Origin of the sequence: Shewanella jiangmenensis, from assembly GCF_018596335.1 — a bacterium.
In the GTDB taxonomy this organism is placed as follows: Bacteria; Pseudomonadota; Gammaproteobacteria; order Enterobacterales; family Shewanellaceae; genus Shewanella; species Shewanella jiangmenensis.
Genome location: NZ_JAHEPS010000001.1, coordinates 654718 through 672776, shown reverse-complemented (window position 1 = coordinate 672776; position 18059 = coordinate 654718). Strand labels below are relative to the sequence as shown.

Sequence of the window (18059 nt, the reverse complement as noted above, 5' to 3'; positions counted from 1 at the left end):
AGCTTTGAAAGACTTTAAAGAGGTCTACTAATTTGAGTGATATGGCAAAAAACCTCATTCTCTGGGTCGTTATCGCCGTTGTGCTGATGTCGGTTTTCCAGGGTTACTCCCCCACTTCTACCTCGTCGCAGAAGCTGGATTATTCCGCTTTCCTGGATGATGTCCGTGCCGGACAAATTGCCTCGATCGAAATCAAAAACGATCAACGCACCATCGATGGTCAAAAGCGTACCGGTGAAAAGTTCACTACTGTAATGCCAATGTACGATCAGGATCTGATTAACGATCTGGACCGTAAAGGCGTGACCATGAAAGGTGAAGAGACGCCTGAAACCAGCACGCTGCTCAGCATTTTCTTTAACTTTGGCCCGATGTTGCTGCTGATTGCCGTGTGGATTTTCTTCATGCGTCAGATGCAGGGCGGCGGTGGCAAAGGCGCTATGTCCTTTGGCAAGAGCAAAGCCAAGCTGATGAGCGAAGACCAGATTAAGACCACCTTCGCCGATGTGGCTGGCTGTGATGAAGCCAAAGAAGAAGTGAAGGAAATGGTGGATTATCTGCGCGACCCCACCAAATTCCAGAAACTGGGTGGCCGTATTCCTACCGGCGTGCTGATGGTTGGCCCACCGGGTACAGGTAAAACCCTGCTCGCCAAGGCGATTGCCGGTGAAGCCAAGGTGCCGTTTTTCACTATTTCCGGTTCTGACTTCGTGGAAATGTTCGTCGGTGTGGGTGCATCCCGCGTACGCGACATGTTCGAACAGGCCAAAAAATCAGCCCCTTGTATCATCTTCATCGACGAAATCGATGCCGTAGGTCGTCAGCGCGGCGCCGGTCTCGGTGGTGGTCACGATGAGCGTGAGCAGACCCTGAACCAGATGCTGGTTGAGATGGACGGCTTTGAAGGCAACGAAGGCATTATCGTGATTGCCGCGACCAACCGTCCGGACGTGCTCGATGCGGCGCTGCTGCGTCCCGGCCGTTTTGACCGTCAGGTTGTGGTCGGTCTGCCGGATGTGCGTGGCCGTGAGCAAATCCTGAAAGTGCATATGCGTAAAGTGCCGTTGGCAGAAGATGTCAAAGCCAGCGTTATCGCCCGTGGTACTCCAGGCTTCTCCGGTGCTGACCTTGCCAACCTGGTGAACGAAGCAGCATTGTTTGCGGCCCGTGGCAATCGCCGTGTAGTGAGCATGGAAGAGTTTGAGCGCGCTAAAGACAAGATCATGATGGGCGCCGAGCGCCGCTCCATGGTGATGTCAGAAGCTGAAAAAGAAATGACCGCCTATCACGAAGCTGGCCATGCGATTGTAGGTTATCTGGTGCCTGAGCACGATCCGGTGCACAAGGTGACCATTATCCCGCGCGGCCGCGCCCTCGGCGTGACCTTCTTCCTGCCGGAAGCTGACGCGGTGAGCCAGAGCCGTCGCAAGCTTGAAAGCAAAATTTCGGTAGCCTATGGCGGCCGTCTTGCCGAAGAGCTTATCTATGGTACTGATCAGGTATCTACCGGCGCCTCGCAGGACATCAAGTACGCGACTTCAATTGCCCGTAACATGGTGACCCAATGGGGCTTCTCCGACAAACTCGGCCCGCTTCTGTATGCCGAAGAAGAAGGTGAAGTGTTCCTTGGTCGCTCCATGGCAAAAGCCAAGCACATGTCAGACGATACCGCTGCGCTGATTGACGCCGAAGTGAAAGTCATCATCGACCGTAACTACGACCGTGCCCATCAGCTGCTGGTTGATAACATGGACATTCTGCATGCCATGAAAGATGCGCTGATGAAGTACGAAACCATTGACTCTCGTCAGATTGAAGATTTGATGGAGCGCCGTGAAGTACGTCTGCCTGCCGATTGGCAGCGCGACGACAACAATGGCGACAAGGGCGGCAAAGGTAACAATGCTGAGCCTGTGGTCGAAGCGGACGCCGAGCCGGTTGCCGATATCAAGGCCGACGACGAGCCTGTGACCAAACACTGATGGCATTGCGTCTTTATAGTTGAAAGGAAAACCCCGTTTCTCGGGGTTTTCTTGTTTAAGGAGTGGAAGTGTTTAGCCTTAACGCACGGGATAAAGTGCTGGACCTGAGTCGTCCGGTCATTATGGGGATTTTGAACGTGACCCCGGATTCCTTTTCCGACGGTGGCCGCTTTAATGCCATCGAAGCGGCCTGCGATCATGCCGATAAGCTGATAGCCGAAGGCGCGGCCATCATTGATATTGGCGGCGAGTCAACCCGCCCGGGGGCGGCCGAGGTGTCGCTTGATGAAGAGCTCGCGCGGGTTATCCCTTTGGTCGAGTACGTCACCAAAACCCATGATGTGTGGGTGTCGGTGGATACCAGTAAAGCGGCGGTCATGGCTGAGGCCGTCAAATCCGGCGCTCACCTTATTAATGATGTTCGTGCGCTGCAGGAAGAAGGCGCCCTTGCGGCTGCGGCCGCATCCGGTTTGCCGGTATGCCTTATGCATATGCAGGGACAGCCGCGCACTATGCAGCACAACCCAAGCTACGGCGAGCTGATTGCGGATGTGTGCGCGTTTTTTGAGCAGAGGATTGCGGCCTGTGTTGACGCCGGGATCCCGCGGGCGCAGATTATTCTTGATCCGGGGTTTGGTTTTGGTAAAACCCTGGCACATAACTATGAGTTGCTCGCCCGTTTCGGCGAGTTTGAACGCTTTGATTTACCGCTCCTTGCGGGATTATCCCGCAAGAGCATGTTTGGCAATCTCCTTGGGCGGGATGCGACCTCACGCCTCGCCGGCAGTCTTGCCGGTGCGATGCTCGCCACACAGGCAGGTGCCAACATTCTTCGGGTCCATGATGTCGCACAGACGGCAGACGTCCTCAAGGTGCTTGAGGCAACCCGGAACTACAAGCAGCTGTAACACAGGATGTTACGGCACAGTCGATTCACCGGCCGTGAGGTCGGTAAAGAAATGGGGTAGAGAGTGTCAGAACGTAAATTTTTTGGAACCGACGGCATCCGTGGCAAGGTGGGTTCAGGGCAAATGACGCCTGAACTTGCGCTGAAACTCGGTTGGGCCGCTGGCAGGGTGCTTGCCCGTACAGGCACCAAAAAGGTGATCATAGGAAAAGATACCCGTATTTCAGGGTATATGTTTGAGTCTGCGCTGGAAGCGGGTTTTTCCGCTGCCGGTCTTAATGTGCTCTTGATGGGGCCTATGCCTACGCCGGCGGTGGCTTATCTTACCCGTACTTTCCGCGCCGAGGCAGGGGTGGTCATCAGCGCTTCCCACAATCCTTATTATGACAATGGCATCAAGTTCTTCTCCACCGATGGCAGCAAGCTTGATGATGCCATTGAACTTGCCATTGAGGCTGAGCTTGAAAAGCCGCTCGAGTGCGCCGAGTCGCAGCATCTGGGTAAAGTGTCCCGTATCGATGATGCCCGTGGCCGTTATATCGAGTATTGCAAAGGTAACTTTCCGGCTGAGCTGACCTTAAGTGGCCTTAAAATCGTGGTCGACTGTGCCCACGGTGCCACTTACCACATAGCGCCAGCGGTGTTCCGTGAACTCGGCGCTGAGGTGGTGGCCATTGGTATTGAGCCCAATGGCGTCAACATCAACGATAAGTGTGGCGCCACCTCTATGGCGGCTATCCGTGACAAGGTGCTTGAGGTTAAGGCTGACCTCGGTATCGCCCTTGATGGTGATGGCGACCGTATTATGATGGTAACCCGCGATGGTCAAATCGTCGATGGCGACCAAATTCTCTATATCCTGGCGCTGGATGCCAAAGAGCGCGGTGTGCTTAAAGGCGGTGTGGTTGGCACCCTGATGGCAAACCTCGGACTTGAACTGGCGCTTAAGGACGAAGGTATTCCTTTTGCCCGCTCCAAGGTGGGTGACCGTTATGTGCTGGAGCTGCTCAAAGAGCATGGCTGGCGCATCGGCGGTGAAAACTCAGGCCACATTCTTAATCTTGACCATGGCACCACAGGCGACGGCATAGTCGCGGGCATTCTGGTGCTCGCTGCCATGTGCCGCTCTGGCAAAGATCTGGGGCAGATGATTGAAAAGCTGAAGATGTTCCCCCAGGTGCTGGTAAATGTGCGCTTTGAAGGGGATAAAAATCCGCTGGAAGCCGACAGCGTAACGGCCAAGGTTGCTGAAGTTGAGCGAGAGCTTGGCGAGCGCGGCCGGGTGCTGCTGCGTAAGTCCGGCACCGAGCCTTTACTGCGGGTGATGGTTGAAGGCGAGGATGAGGCCATGGTGACCCGTCTTGCCAACGCGATTGCCGATGCGGTAAAAGCCGCAGTGTAAAAGCGTTAATGTATAAGTTTTAGTAACTTAGCGCGTATTTTGAACAAAAACAGGCTCGCTGGAATAAAAAGTAATCACTCGAGCCTGTTTTTGGCAAAAAAGCGAAAATAGGTGTTGTAACTTATAAATCTGTTCGTTATTATTCGCCTCGCTTTCAGGGGAGATGGTGATGGCACTCAGACGTCCAATGGTAGCAGGTAACTGGAAGATGAATGGCAGCGCGAAGCTGGCTCAGGAACTCTTCACCAAGTTTGCCGTAAAGCTCCAAAACGATTCAGCGGAAGTTGTGCTGTGTCCGCCAACGATATACCTAGAAAGCGTCAGGCAACTGCTTGAAGCGAACAAGGAAGCCTTAAATGGCTGTCTGGTTCGAATGGGGGCGCAAAACCTCAGTCAGCATGACTTTGGTGCCTACACCGGTGAAATATCCGGGCAGATGCTAAAAGATTCCGGATGCCGATATGTAATAGTCGGACATTCAGAGCGGCGTAGGATGTATGGTGAAACCAGTGACATAGTCGCAGAAAAGTTCGCCGCCGCTCAAAAGCACGGAATGACACCGATACTGTGTGTGGGTGAATCCGGTCCAGCGAGAGAAGCAAGACGCACTTTTGAAGTGATTGCTGAAGAGTTGGATGTGGTGATCGAAAAGAACGGCACCATGGCTTTTGATAATGCAATTATCGCTTACGAGCCCCTGTGGGCAGTAGGGACAGGTAAAAGCGCTACACCAGAGCAGGCCCAGGAAGTTCATGCGTTTATTCGCAGAAGGCTCTCTGAAGTGTCCCCCTTCATTGGGGAAAATATCAGGATTCTTTACGGTGGCAGTGTGACGCCGAGTAACGCGGCAGATTTGTTTGCCCAACCTGATGTTGATGGTGGACTGATTGGCGGAGCCAGTTTAAACTCGACCGAGTTTTTAACCCTGTGTTCCATAGCAATGAGCGCATGATATGTACGAAGTACTGATAGTTATTTACTTGTTGGTGGCACTCGGACTGATTGGTCTGATCCTCATCCAGCAAGGTAAAGGGGCTGACATGGGAGCATCTTTCGGTGCCGGTGCATCAGCTACCCTGTTTGGTTCAAGTGGTTCTGGTAACTTTTTGACCCGTTCCACAGCAATCCTGGCAGTTGCGTTTTTCACTCTGAGCCTGATCATCGGCAACCTGAGTGCGCATCATGTAAAACAGGAAGATAAGTGGAACAACATCGGTTCTGAACCTGCCGCTCAGGAAGTTCAGCAAACCGAAAAGTCAGAGACTAAAATCCCTGACTGATTAGCAAGATTCGCCGAGGTGGTGAAATTGGTAGACGCGCAGCCTTGAGGTGGCTGTGTCCTTAGGACGTGCGGGTTCAAGTCCCGCCCTCGGCACCAATTTCGATAGATTGATAGTCGCAACTTAGACATCAGTCATTGCAAGTGAAAGGCTTAGCCAATATACTTGCAGCAGTTGACGCGGGGTGGAGCAGCCTGGTAGCTCGTCGGGCTCATAACCCGAAGGTCGTCGGTTCAAATCCGGCCCCCGCAACCAGCTCCCGGTTTCGAATTTACGGAAGAATTCGGTACTGAAAACAGGTTCTTAGTAGCAATGACCTCGTGATTACGGGGTTTTTTGTTATATGGACTTTCAGATCCGCTGCTGTTTTTGCAGCACAGTTACTGGGGCTTTAAGCCCTTTTTTGTTTTTTTGGGGGTTACCTTGGCGACATTGGAAACCAGACTGGCAGAGATGCTGACACCCGCTGTCGAAGCCCTGGGCTACGAGGTGTGGGGCATCGAATATGTGCAGGCCGGTAAGCATTCTATCCTGCGTGTTTATATCGACAGCGAAAAGGGCATTACCGTGGACGACTGTGCTGAGTCCAGTCGGCAGATCAGCGCCATCCTCGATGTAGAGGATCCTATCTCCCACGAATTTACCCTTGAGGTGTCTTCACCCGGGCTTGATCGCCCGCTGTTCAACGCTGCGCAATATGCGCGTTATGTCGGTGAAGACGTAAAAGTGCAGCTGACCATGCCGGTGGAAGGCAGCCGCAATTTGAAAGGCGTTATCGACAAGGTTGAAGGCCAGATGTTGACCATCAAAGTCGATGGCAAAATGTTGGTCGTTGCCCTGGACAATATCCGCAAAGGCAACATTATTGCGAAGTTTTGATGGTTTCAAGGTGAACGAGGCAAGACGATGAATAAAGAGATTCTGCTGGTCGCTGAGGCGGTTTCCAACGAGAAAGCCGTTCCGCGTGAAAAGATTTTTGAGGCGCTGGAAACCGCACTGGCCACGGCTACCAAGAAAAAGTACGAAGGTGATATCGACGTTCGTGTGTCCATCGATCGCAAGACCGGTGACTACGAAACTTTCCGTCGCTGGATGGTGGTTGAAGACCACGGCCAGGCGCTGGAAAACCCATACCGCGAAATCACCCTCGAAGCCGCCCGTTATGAAGATCCTGAAATTCAGGTGGGCGAGTTTATTGAAGATGAAATCGAGTCAGTGGTATTTGACCGTATCACCACTCAAACTGCCAAGCAGGTTATCGTGCAGAAAGTGCGCGAAGCCGAACGTGCACAGGTGGTTGAACAGTTCTTCGACAAAGAAGGCGAGATCATCACAGGTGTGGTGAAGAAAACCAACCGCGACAGCGTGGTGGTTGACCTTGGTAACAACGCTGACGGCGTGTTGTACAAAGAAGACCTGATCTCCCGCGAATCATTCCGCCCGGGTGACCGTGTGCGTGCGCTGCTGTATGCAGTACGCCCAGAGGCCCGTGGTGCTCAGCTGTACCTTACCCGTACCAAGCCTGAGATGCTGATTGAGCTGTTCCGTGTTGAAGTACCGGAAATTGCCGACGAGATGATCCAGGTAATGGGCGCAGCCCGTGACCCAGGCAGCCGCGCTAAAATTGCGGTGAAATCCAACGACCGTCGCATCGACCCAATCGGTGCCTGTGTTGGTATGCGTGGTGCCCGTGTGCAGGCCGTTTCCAACGAACTCGGTGGCGAGCGTGTGGACATCGTGCTGTGGGACGATAACCCGGCTCAGTTTGTGATCAACGCCATGGCACCTGCCGATGTGGCGTCCATCATAGTTGATGAAGACAACCATTCCATGGATATCGCCGTGGAAGCGGAATCGCTGGCTCAGGCCATCGGCCGCAGTGGCCAGAACGTACGTCTGGCGACTCAGCTCACCGGTTGGGAGTTGAATGTGATGACAGTGGCTGACATGAATGCCAAGCACCAGGCCGAAAGCGCCAAGGTGAAGGCACTGTTCATGAATGCGCTGGACATCGATGATGATTTTGCTCAGGTGCTGGCCGATGAAGGCTTCACCTCACTGGAAGAAGTGGCTTACGTACCCGTAGCCGAGTTGCTGTCTATTGATGGTTTTGACGAGGATATCGTTGAAGCTCTGCGCGAACGCGCCAAAGCAGCTATCTCTACCCGTGCGTTGGCCTCAGAAGAAGCCCTGGACGGCGCTGAGCCGAGCGAAGAGCTGCTGAATCTGGATGGTATGTCGCGTCACCTGGCGTTCGTTCTTGCCAGCCGTGGTGTGGTAACACTGGAAGATTTAGCCGAACAAGGCATTGATGATTTGATCGAAATAGAAGAATTGACAGAAGAGAAAGCCGGTGCGCTGATCATGGCCGCCCGTAACATCTGTTGGTTTGGCGAAGAGTCTTAAGTCGATCAACAGGGGAGGTATCCAATGACGGACATGACGGTAGAAAAATTGGCCAACGAAGTTGGCAAAACTGTTGAGCGACTGATAGAACAGTTCGCCGAAGCCGGGATTAAAAAATCCAAGGTAGACAGTGTTACTGAATCTGAAAAACAACAGCTGCTTGATTATCTCAAGAAGCAACACGGTGGCGATGCCCAGCCAACCAAAATGACCCTGCAGCGCAAGACTGTGTCCACCTTGAGTGTATCCAGCGGTGGCCAGTCCAAGGACGTGAAGGTTGAAGTGCGTAAGACCCGTACTTTTGTTAAGCGTGATGGCAATGAAGCAGCCCTGAAGGCTGAAGAAGAAGCCCGTGCGCAGGCCGAAGCGGCTGCCAAGGCCAAAGCCGACGCAGAAGCCGCTGCCAAGGCGAAAGCCGACGCTGAGGCGAAAGCCAAAGCCGATGCAGAAGCCAAGGCCAAAGCCAAGGCCAAAGCTGAAGCTGACGCCAAGGCCGTAGCCAAAGACCCAGCCAAAGTGGTTGAGACTGAAGAGTCTCGCGCTGAAGCTGCCCGTCTGAAAGCGCAGCAGGAAGAAACTGCCAAGCGCAAGGCGGACGAAGAAGCGGCTGCCGCCAAAGAAAAGGCGCGTAAGCTGGCTGAAGAAAACGAAAGCCGCTGGGCCGAAGAAGAGCGTCGTCGTCTCGATGCTGAGCGCTACAGCGATCACCACGTCACCACTTCCAAGGTAGCCCGCGCTGCCGAAGACAGTGCTGATCTGGATGATGAAAAGCGTGGTCGTCGTAACCGCAACAAGACTCAGACCAAGTCCAAGCGTGGTGGCAAAGACGCCCGTGAAGGCCGTGAAAAGCACATGAAGTACAAGAGCACGCCAGAATCTATGGCCCACGGCTTTAACAAGCCTGTGGCTGCTGTAGCCCGTGACGTGCGTATTGGCGAGACTGTGACTGTGTCTGAGCTGGCCCAGAAGATGGCCGTTAAAGCCACTGAAATCATCAAAGCGATGATGAAGATGGGCTCTATGGTAACCATCAACCAGGTGCTGGATCAGGAAACTGCTCAGCTGGTTGCCGAGGAGATGGGCCACAAGGTTGTTCTGCTGCGTGAAAACGAGCTGGAGCATCAGGTACTGTCTGACCGCGATGAAGACAGCAAGAAAGAAGACCGTGCTCCGGTTGTGACCATCATGGGTCACGTTGACCACGGTAAGACCTCTCTGCTCGACTACATCCGCCGCACCAAGGTAGCGGCCGGTGAAGCCGGTGGTATTACCCAGCACATCGGTGCCTACCACGTAGAAACCGAAAACGGCATGATCACTTTCCTGGATACCCCAGGTCACGCGGCGTTTACCGCCATGCGTGCCCGTGGTGCCAAGGCAACTGACATCGTAATTCTGGTAGTGGCCGCCGACGACGGCGTAATGCCACAGACCATCGAAGCTATCCAGCACGCCAAGGCCGGTAACGTGCCTTTGATTGTCGCTGTGAACAAGATGGACAAGCCAGAAGCCGATATCGACCGCGTGAAGAGTGAACTGTCTCAGCACGGCGTAATGTCGGAAGATTGGGGCGGTGAAAACATGTTCTGTTACGTGTCTGCCAAGACAGGTATGGGCGTGGACGAGCTGCTGGAATCTATCCTGCTGCAGGCCGAAGTACTGGAACTCAAAGCCGTACGTGATGGCATGGCCGCCGGTGTGGTTATCGAATCTCAGCTCGACAAGGGCCGCGGTCCGGTAGCGACCATCCTGGTTCAGGAAGGTACACTGCGTATCGGTGACATCGTTCTGTGTGGTCTTGAGTACGGTAAGATTCGTGCCATGAAGGATGAGAACGGTCACTCTATCCAGGAAGCCGGTCCATCTATTCCGGTAGAGATCCTGGGTCTGTCTGGCGTACCTTCTGCCGGTGACGAAGCCACCGTAGTTCGCGACGAGCGTAAAGCCCGTGAAGTGGCACTGTACCGTCAGGGTAAGTTCCGCGACGTGAAACTGGCGCGTCAGCAGAAGTCCAAGCTCGAGAACATGTTTGCCAACATGACCGAAGGCGAAGTGCAGGAACTCAACATCGTGCTCAAGGCCGACGTGCAGGGTTCGCTCGAAGCCATCACCGACTCGCTGCGTAAGCTGTCTACCGACGAAGTTAAGGTTAACATCATCGCCTCTGGCGTTGGTGCACTGACCGAAACCGACGCGACCCTGGCTGCCGCCTCGAACGCCATCATGGTAGGCTTTAACGTACGTGCCGACGCTCAGGCCCGTAAGACCATCGAATCTGAAGCCGTTGATCTGCGCTACTACAGCGTGATCTACGACCTGATTGACGAAGTGCGCGCTGCCATGAGCGGTATGCTGTCGCCTGAGTTCAAACAGCAGATCATCGGTCTGGCCGAAGTGCGTGACGTGTTCAAGTCGCCTAAGCTTGGCGCCATCGCCGGCTGTATGGTTACCGAAGGTATCGTTAAACGCAGCGCGCCAATCCGCGTACTGCGTGACAACGTGGTGATCTACGAAGGTGAACTTGAGTCTCTGCGCCGCTTCAAGGACGACGTTAACGAAGTCCGCAACGGCATGGAGTGTGGTATCGGCGTTAAGAACTACAACGATGTTCGCGTTGGCGACCAAATCGAAGTGTTCGAAACTATCGAAGTCGCACGGACACTCTAACAACGAAAGGGCGGCTTAGGCCGCCCTTGTTGATTTTATGGTAAGCAATTATGGCAAAAGAATTTAGTCGTACCCGTCGCATCGGTCAGCAACTGCAACAGGAGCTGGCCTTTGTGCTGCAGCGGGATATGAAAGATCCCCGTATCGGCATGGTGACAGTCAACGATGTGGATGTTTCCCGCGATTTGAGCCACGCCAAAGTCTACGTCACCTTCTTCGAAGAAGACCCGAAGGCGATTGAAGACAAGCTGGCAGCCCTTAACGCCGCCGCGCCTTTCGCCCGCACTTTGGTGGCTGGCCGCATGAAGCTGCGCGTTATGCCTGAACTGCGTTTTATCTACGACGCCTCCCTGATTGAAGGTATGCGTATGTCAAACCTCGTCAGCAAGGTTATTCGCGACGATGAGGCCAAAAAGGCTCACGGCGATGACGACGGCGAGCACGGTGAAGACTGATGGCGCGGCGCAGTAAAGGGCGCAATATCGACGGCATAGTGCTGCTCGATAAGCCCACCGGCATGAGTTCAAACCATGCCCTGCAGCGGGTTAAGCGGCTGTTTAACGCATCCAAGGCAGGGCATACCGGCGCGCTTGACCCACTCGCTACCGGCATGCTGCCAGTGTGCTTGGGTGAGGCCACCAAGTTTTCATCGCATCTTTTGGATGCCGATAAACGTTATCTGGTAACTGCCAAGCTTGGCGAGCGCACCGACACCAGCGATTCCGATGGTGAGGTGATAAGTACCCGGCCGCTTAACTTTACCCGCGAAGCGCTCGATGCAGCGCTTGATCACTTTCGCGGCGACACGCTGCAGGTGCCTTCCATGTACTCGGCGCTCAAATATCAGGGCCAGCCATTGTACAAGTATGCCCGTGAGGGCAAGGAAGTGCCCCGCGAAGCGCGGCCTATCACGGTATTTGAACTTAACTTTATCTCCCTTGAAGGTGATGAGCTCACGCTGGACATCCACTGCTCCAAAGGCACCTACATCCGCACCATCATCGATGATTTGGGTGAGATGCTCGGCTGTGGCGCCCACGTGATTATGCTGCGTCGTACCGGCGTTGCTGGCTACCCTTTTGAGCGCATCATTACCATCGAAGCGCTCGAGGCGCTGGCCGCCAAAGCGTTGCAGGAAGGGCTGGAGCCACAGCACTACCTTGACCCGTTGCTGCTGCCGATGGATACCGCCGTAGGTGATTTGCCCGAGGTGAATGTCCCCGACGCCATGTGTGGTTATCTGATGAATGGTAACCCGGTGCGGGTGGCTGATGTACCGGCCGATACTCTGGTGCGTATTACCCTTGGTGAGGCGAGACTCTTTGCCGGTATTGGCCAGCTGAATCAGGATGGACTGCTTGCTCCAAAGCGGCTTGTGGTATTCACACTGGACGAGGCTTAAATCGGTTGCTTGGTCGGGGGAATGTGGCTAAAATATCGCGTCCTCCCGGCTGAGTTAGTGATCGGCTGGGACAATCTACTGATATTTTGGAGATATTCATGTCACTAAGTACTGAAGCTAAAGCAAAAATCCTGGCTGAGTTTGGCCGTGGCGAAAACGACACCGGCTCTACCGAAGTTCAGGTAGCTCTGCTGACTGCTCAGATCAACCACCTGCAGGATCACTTCAAGGCCCACGTACACGATCACCACTCACGTCGTGGTCTGCTGCGTATGGTTAGCTCACGTCGTAAGCTGCTGTCTTACCTGCACCGTTCTGATGCAGTGCGTTACAACGCTCTGATCCAGAAACTGGGTCTGCGTCGCTAATCAGCTACGTGGTCTAATGAAGAAAGGAGGCAACTGCCTCCTTTTTTCATGTCTTTTTTTCGCGTTCTTTTGTGTGCTATTAAGCGTTCAGGCTTGTTTGATCTGACGGTTTTTTGAGCTGAGCGAGAGTTTGATCTGCCGGCTGTAGTTGAGGTTGACGGCAATGCCGCGCCATCTGCCCACGCCATTAATCTTCAGGTTCGCTCACACCCAAATCTGCTTAACCGCGAATATCGTGGATAGCGGCCGTGTTACCGGCAATATACTTCTGCTCAAACTCTTCCAGCGACAGCGGCGGGCTGAAATAGAAGCCCTGACCAATTGGACAGCCTGATTTCTTGAGCCATTCAAGCTGCGAATCGTTTTCGATGCCTTCGGCGACAATCTTCAAATCAAGTTGCTTACCGAGCATCAGAATGGTGGATGCAATGGCGCTGTCGTTGGGCAAATCTGACACAAAGCAGCGGTCAATCTTCATGGTGGTAATTGGCAGGTGGCGCAGGTACGACAGCGACGAATAGCCGGTGCCAAAGTCATCCACCGCAATCCCGAAACCGGCGTTCTTGAGCTGCTCAAGCTTAACGATGGCGGCCTCTACGTCGGCCATCAGCGATGTTTCGGTGATTTCAATTTCCAGAAGCTCAGGCTGAATCTGATAACGCAGCGCCATCTGTTTGATGTCGGGCACCAGGCTTGCGTCGGCAAATTGCTGTGACGCCACGTTCACGGCGATGGGAATCGCCACGTTGTACTGCTTTTGCCAGTGGCGCAGGGTCTTACAGCTTTGCTCCAGTACCCAGCGGCCAATAGGCACGATAATGCCGGTCTCTTCCGCCACCGGAATAAAGGACATGGGGCTGATTAAGCGGCCATCTTTTTGCCAGCGAATTAGCGCCTCGCATCCCATCAAACGGCCGGTGTTCAAATCGAGCTTGGGCTGAAAGTGCAGTAAAAACTCATCGTTTTTCAGCGCATCATGTAGTGATGCTTCGGTGCGCAGGCGAACGGCCGCGCGCTCGGTCATCTGATGTTTGAAAAACGCCCATTGATTTGAGCCCGATGCCTTGGCGGCATACATGGCGATATCGGCGTGGCGGATAAGATCTTCGGCGCTGTGGCCGTCTTCCGGATACAGGGAAATGCCCACCGACGCCGCCGGGTGAATTGAGTGCTCGCCAAGTTGAATCGGGTTGTTTAGCTGGATAAGGAGCTTATCGACAAAATCCGCCGCCATGTCCGCGCTGTTGATTTCATCGGCAAGGATCACAAACTCATCGCCCCCGAGGCGCGCGACTGTGCCTTTATCGCCAACGATGCGCTCAAGCAGCCGCGCAATACGGGCAAGAAACTGATCGCCAATGGCGTGGCCGAGGGAATCGTTGACGTTTTTAAAGCGGTCAAGGTCGATAAACAGCAGTGCAAAGGAGCGGCGATGCACCCGGGCGCGCTGAATGGTCACGGCAATGGTTTCCAGCAGCAGAGTTCTGTTTGGCAGGCCGGAGAGCGGATCGCGGGTTGCCATTTTTCTCAGCTTGCTCTGGGTCTGGCCAAACTGCAGCAAAATTTGATTAAGCTTGGTGGTCACCAAACCCAGTTCATCGTCTTTGTGGGACTCGGACACCGGCAGCAGGTTTTCATCCGGCGATTCGGGCTCAATCCGGTCAATGGCTTCGCTGATACTGGCGATTGGCTGGGTCAAAAAACGGTGGAACACGATGGATAACACCAGGGTAAGCAGCAGTGCCCGCGCCAGAGTGGCGAAAAAGCTGACCTTCAGCTGACCAAACAGGGTGTTGGCAAGCTCCTGGGTATCATAAAAAATCGTCAGAGTACCGATAAGCTGCTGCTGGCGCGAACCTTCAAAATAAAGCGGCCGGTAAAGCGGGCGGGATATTTCACGCAAGTCGCCGAAAAGTTCGGTGCTCAGCTCATTAAAAAACGGTGAGTAGCTGTGCTGGTCATTGCTGACCGAAACAAAAAGTGAGCCGTCATCCAGCTCAATCACCGAGGCGCCGACATGCTCAACTTTCAGCACCCCTTCGAGGGTCTGGCGGGCGAGGTTATCATCGAGCGCCCATACGGCGTTGGCTGCCGGCTGCTCGACTGAGTCAAGCAGCTCCCGCTGATTGGCGCTGAGACCATCGCGGGTGGAGATAACCATCAGGGCCAATTCGACCACAAAAATGGCAATAGCGAAGAACAACGCCGTAAAAACAACGAGATTGGTTTGTTTCCAGGTCAGTGATTTGAACCGTGTCGCCATCAATCAGTTTCCGGGCAAATTAATGCGTAAGCTGAAATTATTATGCAGGCACCCAGCCTCGTCCGTCTTTCCACTTTAGAGAAAAGTTGCAGACTTGTCACCAGAATACGCTCTTTAACTATCCGCTTGAATTGCAGTATACTTACGCGCGTAATTCAAGGTCATTTATTAAGGAATGGGTCACGTGAATCCTATCGTAAAAAGTTTTGAGTATGGTCAGCATACAGTCACCCTGGAAACAGGTGTAATCGCTCGTCAAGCCGATGGTGCCGTAATGGCAAGCATGGGCGACACAACAGTACTGGTTACCGTTGTGGGCAAAAAGGAAGCAGACCCAGGCCGTGACTTCTTTCCGCTGACCGTGAACTATCAGGAAAAGACTTACGCTGCTGGTAAGATCCCCGGTGGTTTCTTCAAGCGTGAAGGCCGTCCATCTGAAGATGAAACTCTGATTGCCCGTCTCATCGACCGTCCAATCCGCCCTCTGTTCCCTGATGACTTTACCAACGAAGTTCAGGTCATCATCACAGTAGTATCGGTAGACCCGCAGATTGAGCCGGACATCGTATCTATGATCGGTACTTCTGCTGCCCTGGCTATCTCTGGTATTCCGTTCAACGGTCCACTGGGCGCTGCCCGCGTGGGTTATGTGAATGGCGAGTACGTGCTGAACCCAGGTGCCGCTGAGCTCGCTGGCAGCGAACTGGATCTGGTGGTTGCCGGTACCCAGAGCGCTGTACTGATGGTGGAATCTGAAGCCAAATCTCTGCCAGAGCAAGTGATGCTGGGCGCCGTGGTTTACGGTCACGATCAGCAGCAGGTTGTTATCAACGCCATCAAAGAGTTTGCCGCTGAAGCCGGTAAGCCACGTTGGAACTGGACTGCACCTGTTAAGAACGAAGCTCTGGTTGCGCAAATCAAAGAGCTGGCCGAAGAAGGCCTGACCGCCGCTTACCAGATCATGGCCAAGCAAGAGCGTTACGAAGCCGTTGGTGAAGTGAAAAAAGCCACCATCGCCAAACTGCAGGAAGCCAATCCTGAGGTGAACGTACGCGAAGCGGCCGATCTGCTGGGTAGCCTCGAGAAGAACGTGGTTCGCAGCCGTATCATCGCCGGCATGCCACGTATCGACGGTCGTGAGCCTGACATGATCCGTGCTCTGTCTGTGATGGCTGGCGTACTGCCACGTACTCACGGCTCTGCGCTGTTCACCCGTGGTGAAACTCAGGCGCTGGTTACCGCGACTCTGGGTACCGAGCGTGATGCACAGAAAATTGACTCCATCATGGGCGAGCGCACCAACCGCTTCATGCTGCACTACAACTTCCCACCTTTCTCTGTGGGTGAAACCGGTATGGTTGGCTCGCCTAAGCGCCGCGAAATCGGCCACGGCAAACTGGCATGGCGCGGTATCAACGCGGTAATGCCATCTGCCGAAGAGTTCCCATACGCAGTGCGCGTGGTATCTGAAATCACCGAGTCCAACGGTTCTTCTTCCATGGCCTCTGTGTGCGGTACTTCACTGGCGCTGATGGATGCCGGTGTACCTATCAAGACTTCTGTGGCCGGTATCGCCATGGGTCTGGTAAAAGAAGGCGACAACTTCGTAGTTCTGTCTGACATCCTGGGTGACGAAGACCACCTGGGCGACATGGACTTCAAAGTAGCCGGTACCCGTGATGGTGTAACTGCACTGCAGATGGACATCAAGATTGAAGGTATCACCAAAGAAATCATGGAAATTGCTCTGCAGCAAGCCTACGGCGCCCGCGTTCACATCCTGAACGTGATGGACCAGGCTATCGGCAGCGCCCGTCCAGATATCTCTGACTTCGCCCCACGTATCACCACCATCAAGATCAACCCAGAGAAGATCCGTGAAGTGATTGGTAAAGGCGGCGCGGTTATCCGTGCACTGACCGAAGAAACCGGCACTACCATTGAGCTGGAAGATGACGGTACCGTGAAGATTGCTTCTACCAGTGGCGAAGCCACCCGTGAAGCAATCCGCCGTATCGAAGCCATCACTTCCGACGTGGAAGTGGGCCGCATCTACACCGGTAAGGTTATCCGTATCGTTGATTTCGGTGCCTTCGTGAACATCCTGCCTGGCAAAGATGGTCTGGTTCACATCTCTCAGATCAGTGATGAGCGCGTTGCCAACGTGTCTGATCACCTGGAGCTGAACCAGGAAGTCACCGTGAAGGTGATGGAAGTTGACCGTCAGGGCCGTGTGCGTCTGTCTATCAAAGAAGCCAAAGCACCAGCTGCCGCTGAGTAATTTGGTCTGATTTGAAAAAGGAGATCTTCGGATCTCCTTTTTTATTGCCCAAAATTGCCCGAATGGGTCATTTTGTAATAAATATCAACGGTCGATGGCGGCTACCTGAGCGGCTTGCTATGATGGTTGCCATTACAGCCCGCTCGGGTTTTAAGTTGTTAAGGTGAGAGTTGGATGGAGCGTAAACTCAAAGCGTTGTGTGTGTCTGTGGTATTGGGCCTGGGAATGCTGTCAGGGGGCTGTGCTTCGACCTCAGCGGACAAGACGGCCGGTGGTACTGACGGGCGCTTGCTGGTCGCGCCGCTGCTGCCGGATTACAAACACGAAGTGAGCCTTGCACGCCTTAACGAAGTGCTTGGCACCATGGAACTTACCGAAGATCAATTGGCACGGGTGTACTACGAGCGCGGCGTGATTTACGACACGCTTGGGCTTAGGCTGATGGCGCGGCTCGACTTTCACCAGGCGCTGAAAATTCGCCCCAATATCGCCGATGCCTATAACTTCCTCGGTATTTACTACACCCAGGAAGGCGACTTTGACAATGCCTATGAGGCCTTTGATGCCGTGCTCGAGCTTGAACCCGAGTACGACTATGCCTACTTAAACCGCGGTATTGCGCTTTATTATGGCGAGCGTAACGACCTTGCGCTGACGGACATGGATATGTTCCTGCGCCGTAATCCTGCAGATGGCTATCGGGCGCTGTGGTATTTCCTGATTGACGCCGAAACCGACCGCCCAGCGGCGCTGAATCGCCTCGCGACTCATCGTCAGGCGCTCAATAACGACGAGTGGGCCACCGTGATGGCCGACTACTATCTTGGTAAAGTAACTGCGCCGCAGATTTTCGAAAAGGCCAAGCAGGGCCTGAATCATCCTAGAGAGTATTCAGAGCGGCTTTGTGAAGCCTATTTTTATATCGCCAAAGCGGAAGTTGCTGCCGGGCGTAAAGAGTCAGCCGCCAGCTATTTTCGTCTGGCGCTTGCCACCAACATCTACGATTTTGTCGAGCACAGGTACGCCAGGGTCGAGCTTGGCCGTATGGCCAATGAGGCCGGCGCCGAGATTGCACGCCCCTGAGGCGGCTTCAACGTTGTA

The 18059-nt window shown here is 54.0% G+C and carries 14 protein-coding genes and 2 tRNA genes; 15 read left to right on the top strand and 1 reads right to left on the bottom strand.

Translation table 11 applies throughout. The features are described from left to right. The first annotated feature begins 32 nt into the window (after nucleotides 1-32). From ftsH to rpsO, 13 genes are all read left to right on the top strand, one after another. A complete protein-coding gene (ftsH, locus tag KJI95_RS02990; protein ID WP_284730668.1) occupies nucleotides 33-1982 on the top strand; it encodes an ATP-dependent zinc metalloprotease FtsH in 1950 nt (649 codons plus the stop codon). Nucleotides 1983-2050: 68 nt separating this feature from the next. Continuing rightward, complete coding sequence (gene folP / locus KJI95_RS02985) at nucleotides 2051-2890, top strand: dihydropteroate synthase (protein WP_214505672.1); 840 nt, start codon at nucleotides 2051-2053, stop codon at nucleotides 2888-2890. A gap of 63 nt (nucleotides 2891-2953) precedes the next feature. Beyond that, nucleotides 2954-4291: a phosphoglucosamine mutase gene (gene glmM / locus KJI95_RS02980; RefSeq protein WP_214505671.1), complete on the top strand. Its 1338-nt coding sequence runs from the start codon at nucleotides 2954-2956 to the stop codon at nucleotides 4289-4291. Nucleotides 4292-4460: 169 nt separating this feature from the next. Next, on the top strand, nucleotides 4461-5243 hold the full coding sequence (tpiA, locus tag KJI95_RS02975; protein WP_214505670.1) for a triose-phosphate isomerase: 783 nt from the start codon (nucleotides 4461-4463) through the stop codon (nucleotides 5241-5243). 1 nt (nucleotide 5244) lies between these two features. Continuing rightward, on the top strand, nucleotides 5245-5571 hold the full coding sequence (secG, locus tag KJI95_RS02970; protein ID WP_214505669.1) for a preprotein translocase subunit SecG: 327 nt from the start codon (nucleotides 5245-5247) through the stop codon (nucleotides 5569-5571). A 12-nt stretch (nucleotides 5572-5583) separates the two neighbouring features. Beyond that, nucleotides 5584-5669: transfer RNA gene (locus KJI95_RS02965), tRNA-Leu, on the top strand. 80 nt (nucleotides 5670-5749) lie between these two features. Then, nucleotides 5750-5826 (top strand) — tRNA-Met (locus KJI95_RS02960). A 168-nt stretch (nucleotides 5827-5994) separates the two neighbouring features. Next, nucleotides 5995-6450, top strand: a complete 456-nt coding sequence (rimP, locus tag KJI95_RS02955; protein WP_214505668.1) for a ribosome maturation factor RimP — start codon at nucleotides 5995-5997, stop codon at nucleotides 6448-6450. A 27-nt stretch (nucleotides 6451-6477) separates the two neighbouring features. Beyond that, complete coding sequence (nusA, locus tag KJI95_RS02950; protein WP_214505667.1) at nucleotides 6478-7977, top strand: transcription termination factor NusA; 1500 nt, start codon at nucleotides 6478-6480, stop codon at nucleotides 7975-7977. A 24-nt stretch (nucleotides 7978-8001) separates the two neighbouring features. Continuing rightward, on the top strand, nucleotides 8002-10644 hold the full coding sequence (infB, locus tag KJI95_RS02945; RefSeq protein WP_214505666.1) for a translation initiation factor IF-2: 2643 nt from the start codon (nucleotides 8002-8004) through the stop codon (nucleotides 10642-10644). Between the two features lie 50 nt (nucleotides 10645-10694). After that, nucleotides 10695-11099 carry a 30S ribosome-binding factor RbfA gene (rbfA, locus tag KJI95_RS02940; protein ID WP_214505665.1) on the top strand — a complete coding sequence of 135 codons (405 nt, stop codon included), beginning with the start codon at nucleotides 10695-10697 and terminating at the stop codon, nucleotides 11097-11099. Beyond that, a complete protein-coding gene (truB, locus tag KJI95_RS02935) occupies nucleotides 11099-12046 on the top strand; it encodes a tRNA pseudouridine(55) synthase TruB (protein WP_214505664.1) in 948 nt (315 codons plus the stop codon). The genes rbfA and truB overlap by 1 nt, the downstream gene beginning before the upstream one ends. 98 nt (nucleotides 12047-12144) lie before the next feature. Further along, nucleotides 12145-12414 (top strand): 30S ribosomal protein S15, encoded by a 270-nt coding sequence (gene rpsO / locus KJI95_RS02930; RefSeq protein ID WP_214505663.1) that lies wholly within the window; start codon nucleotides 12145-12147, stop codon nucleotides 12412-12414. Nucleotides 12415-12634: 220 nt separating this feature from the next. On the opposite strand, the gene KJI95_RS02925 is transcribed toward rpsO, so the two are convergent. Continuing rightward, entirely contained in the window at nucleotides 12635-14677 is a 2043-nt protein-coding gene (locus KJI95_RS02925) for a putative bifunctional diguanylate cyclase/phosphodiesterase (RefSeq protein WP_214505662.1), read from the bottom strand. Between the two features lie 184 nt (nucleotides 14678-14861). Between KJI95_RS02925 and pnp the strand changes: the two genes are divergently transcribed. Further along, nucleotides 14862-16958 carry a polyribonucleotide nucleotidyltransferase gene (pnp, locus tag KJI95_RS02920; RefSeq protein WP_214505661.1) on the top strand — a complete coding sequence of 699 codons (2097 nt, stop codon included), beginning with the start codon at nucleotides 14862-14864 and terminating at the stop codon, nucleotides 16956-16958. Between the two features lie 174 nt (nucleotides 16959-17132). Beyond that, nucleotides 17133-18041 (top strand): lipoprotein NlpI, encoded by a 909-nt coding sequence (gene nlpI, locus KJI95_RS02915; RefSeq protein ID WP_214505660.1) that lies wholly within the window; start codon nucleotides 17133-17135, stop codon nucleotides 18039-18041. Nucleotides 18042-18059: the final 18 nt, after the last annotated feature.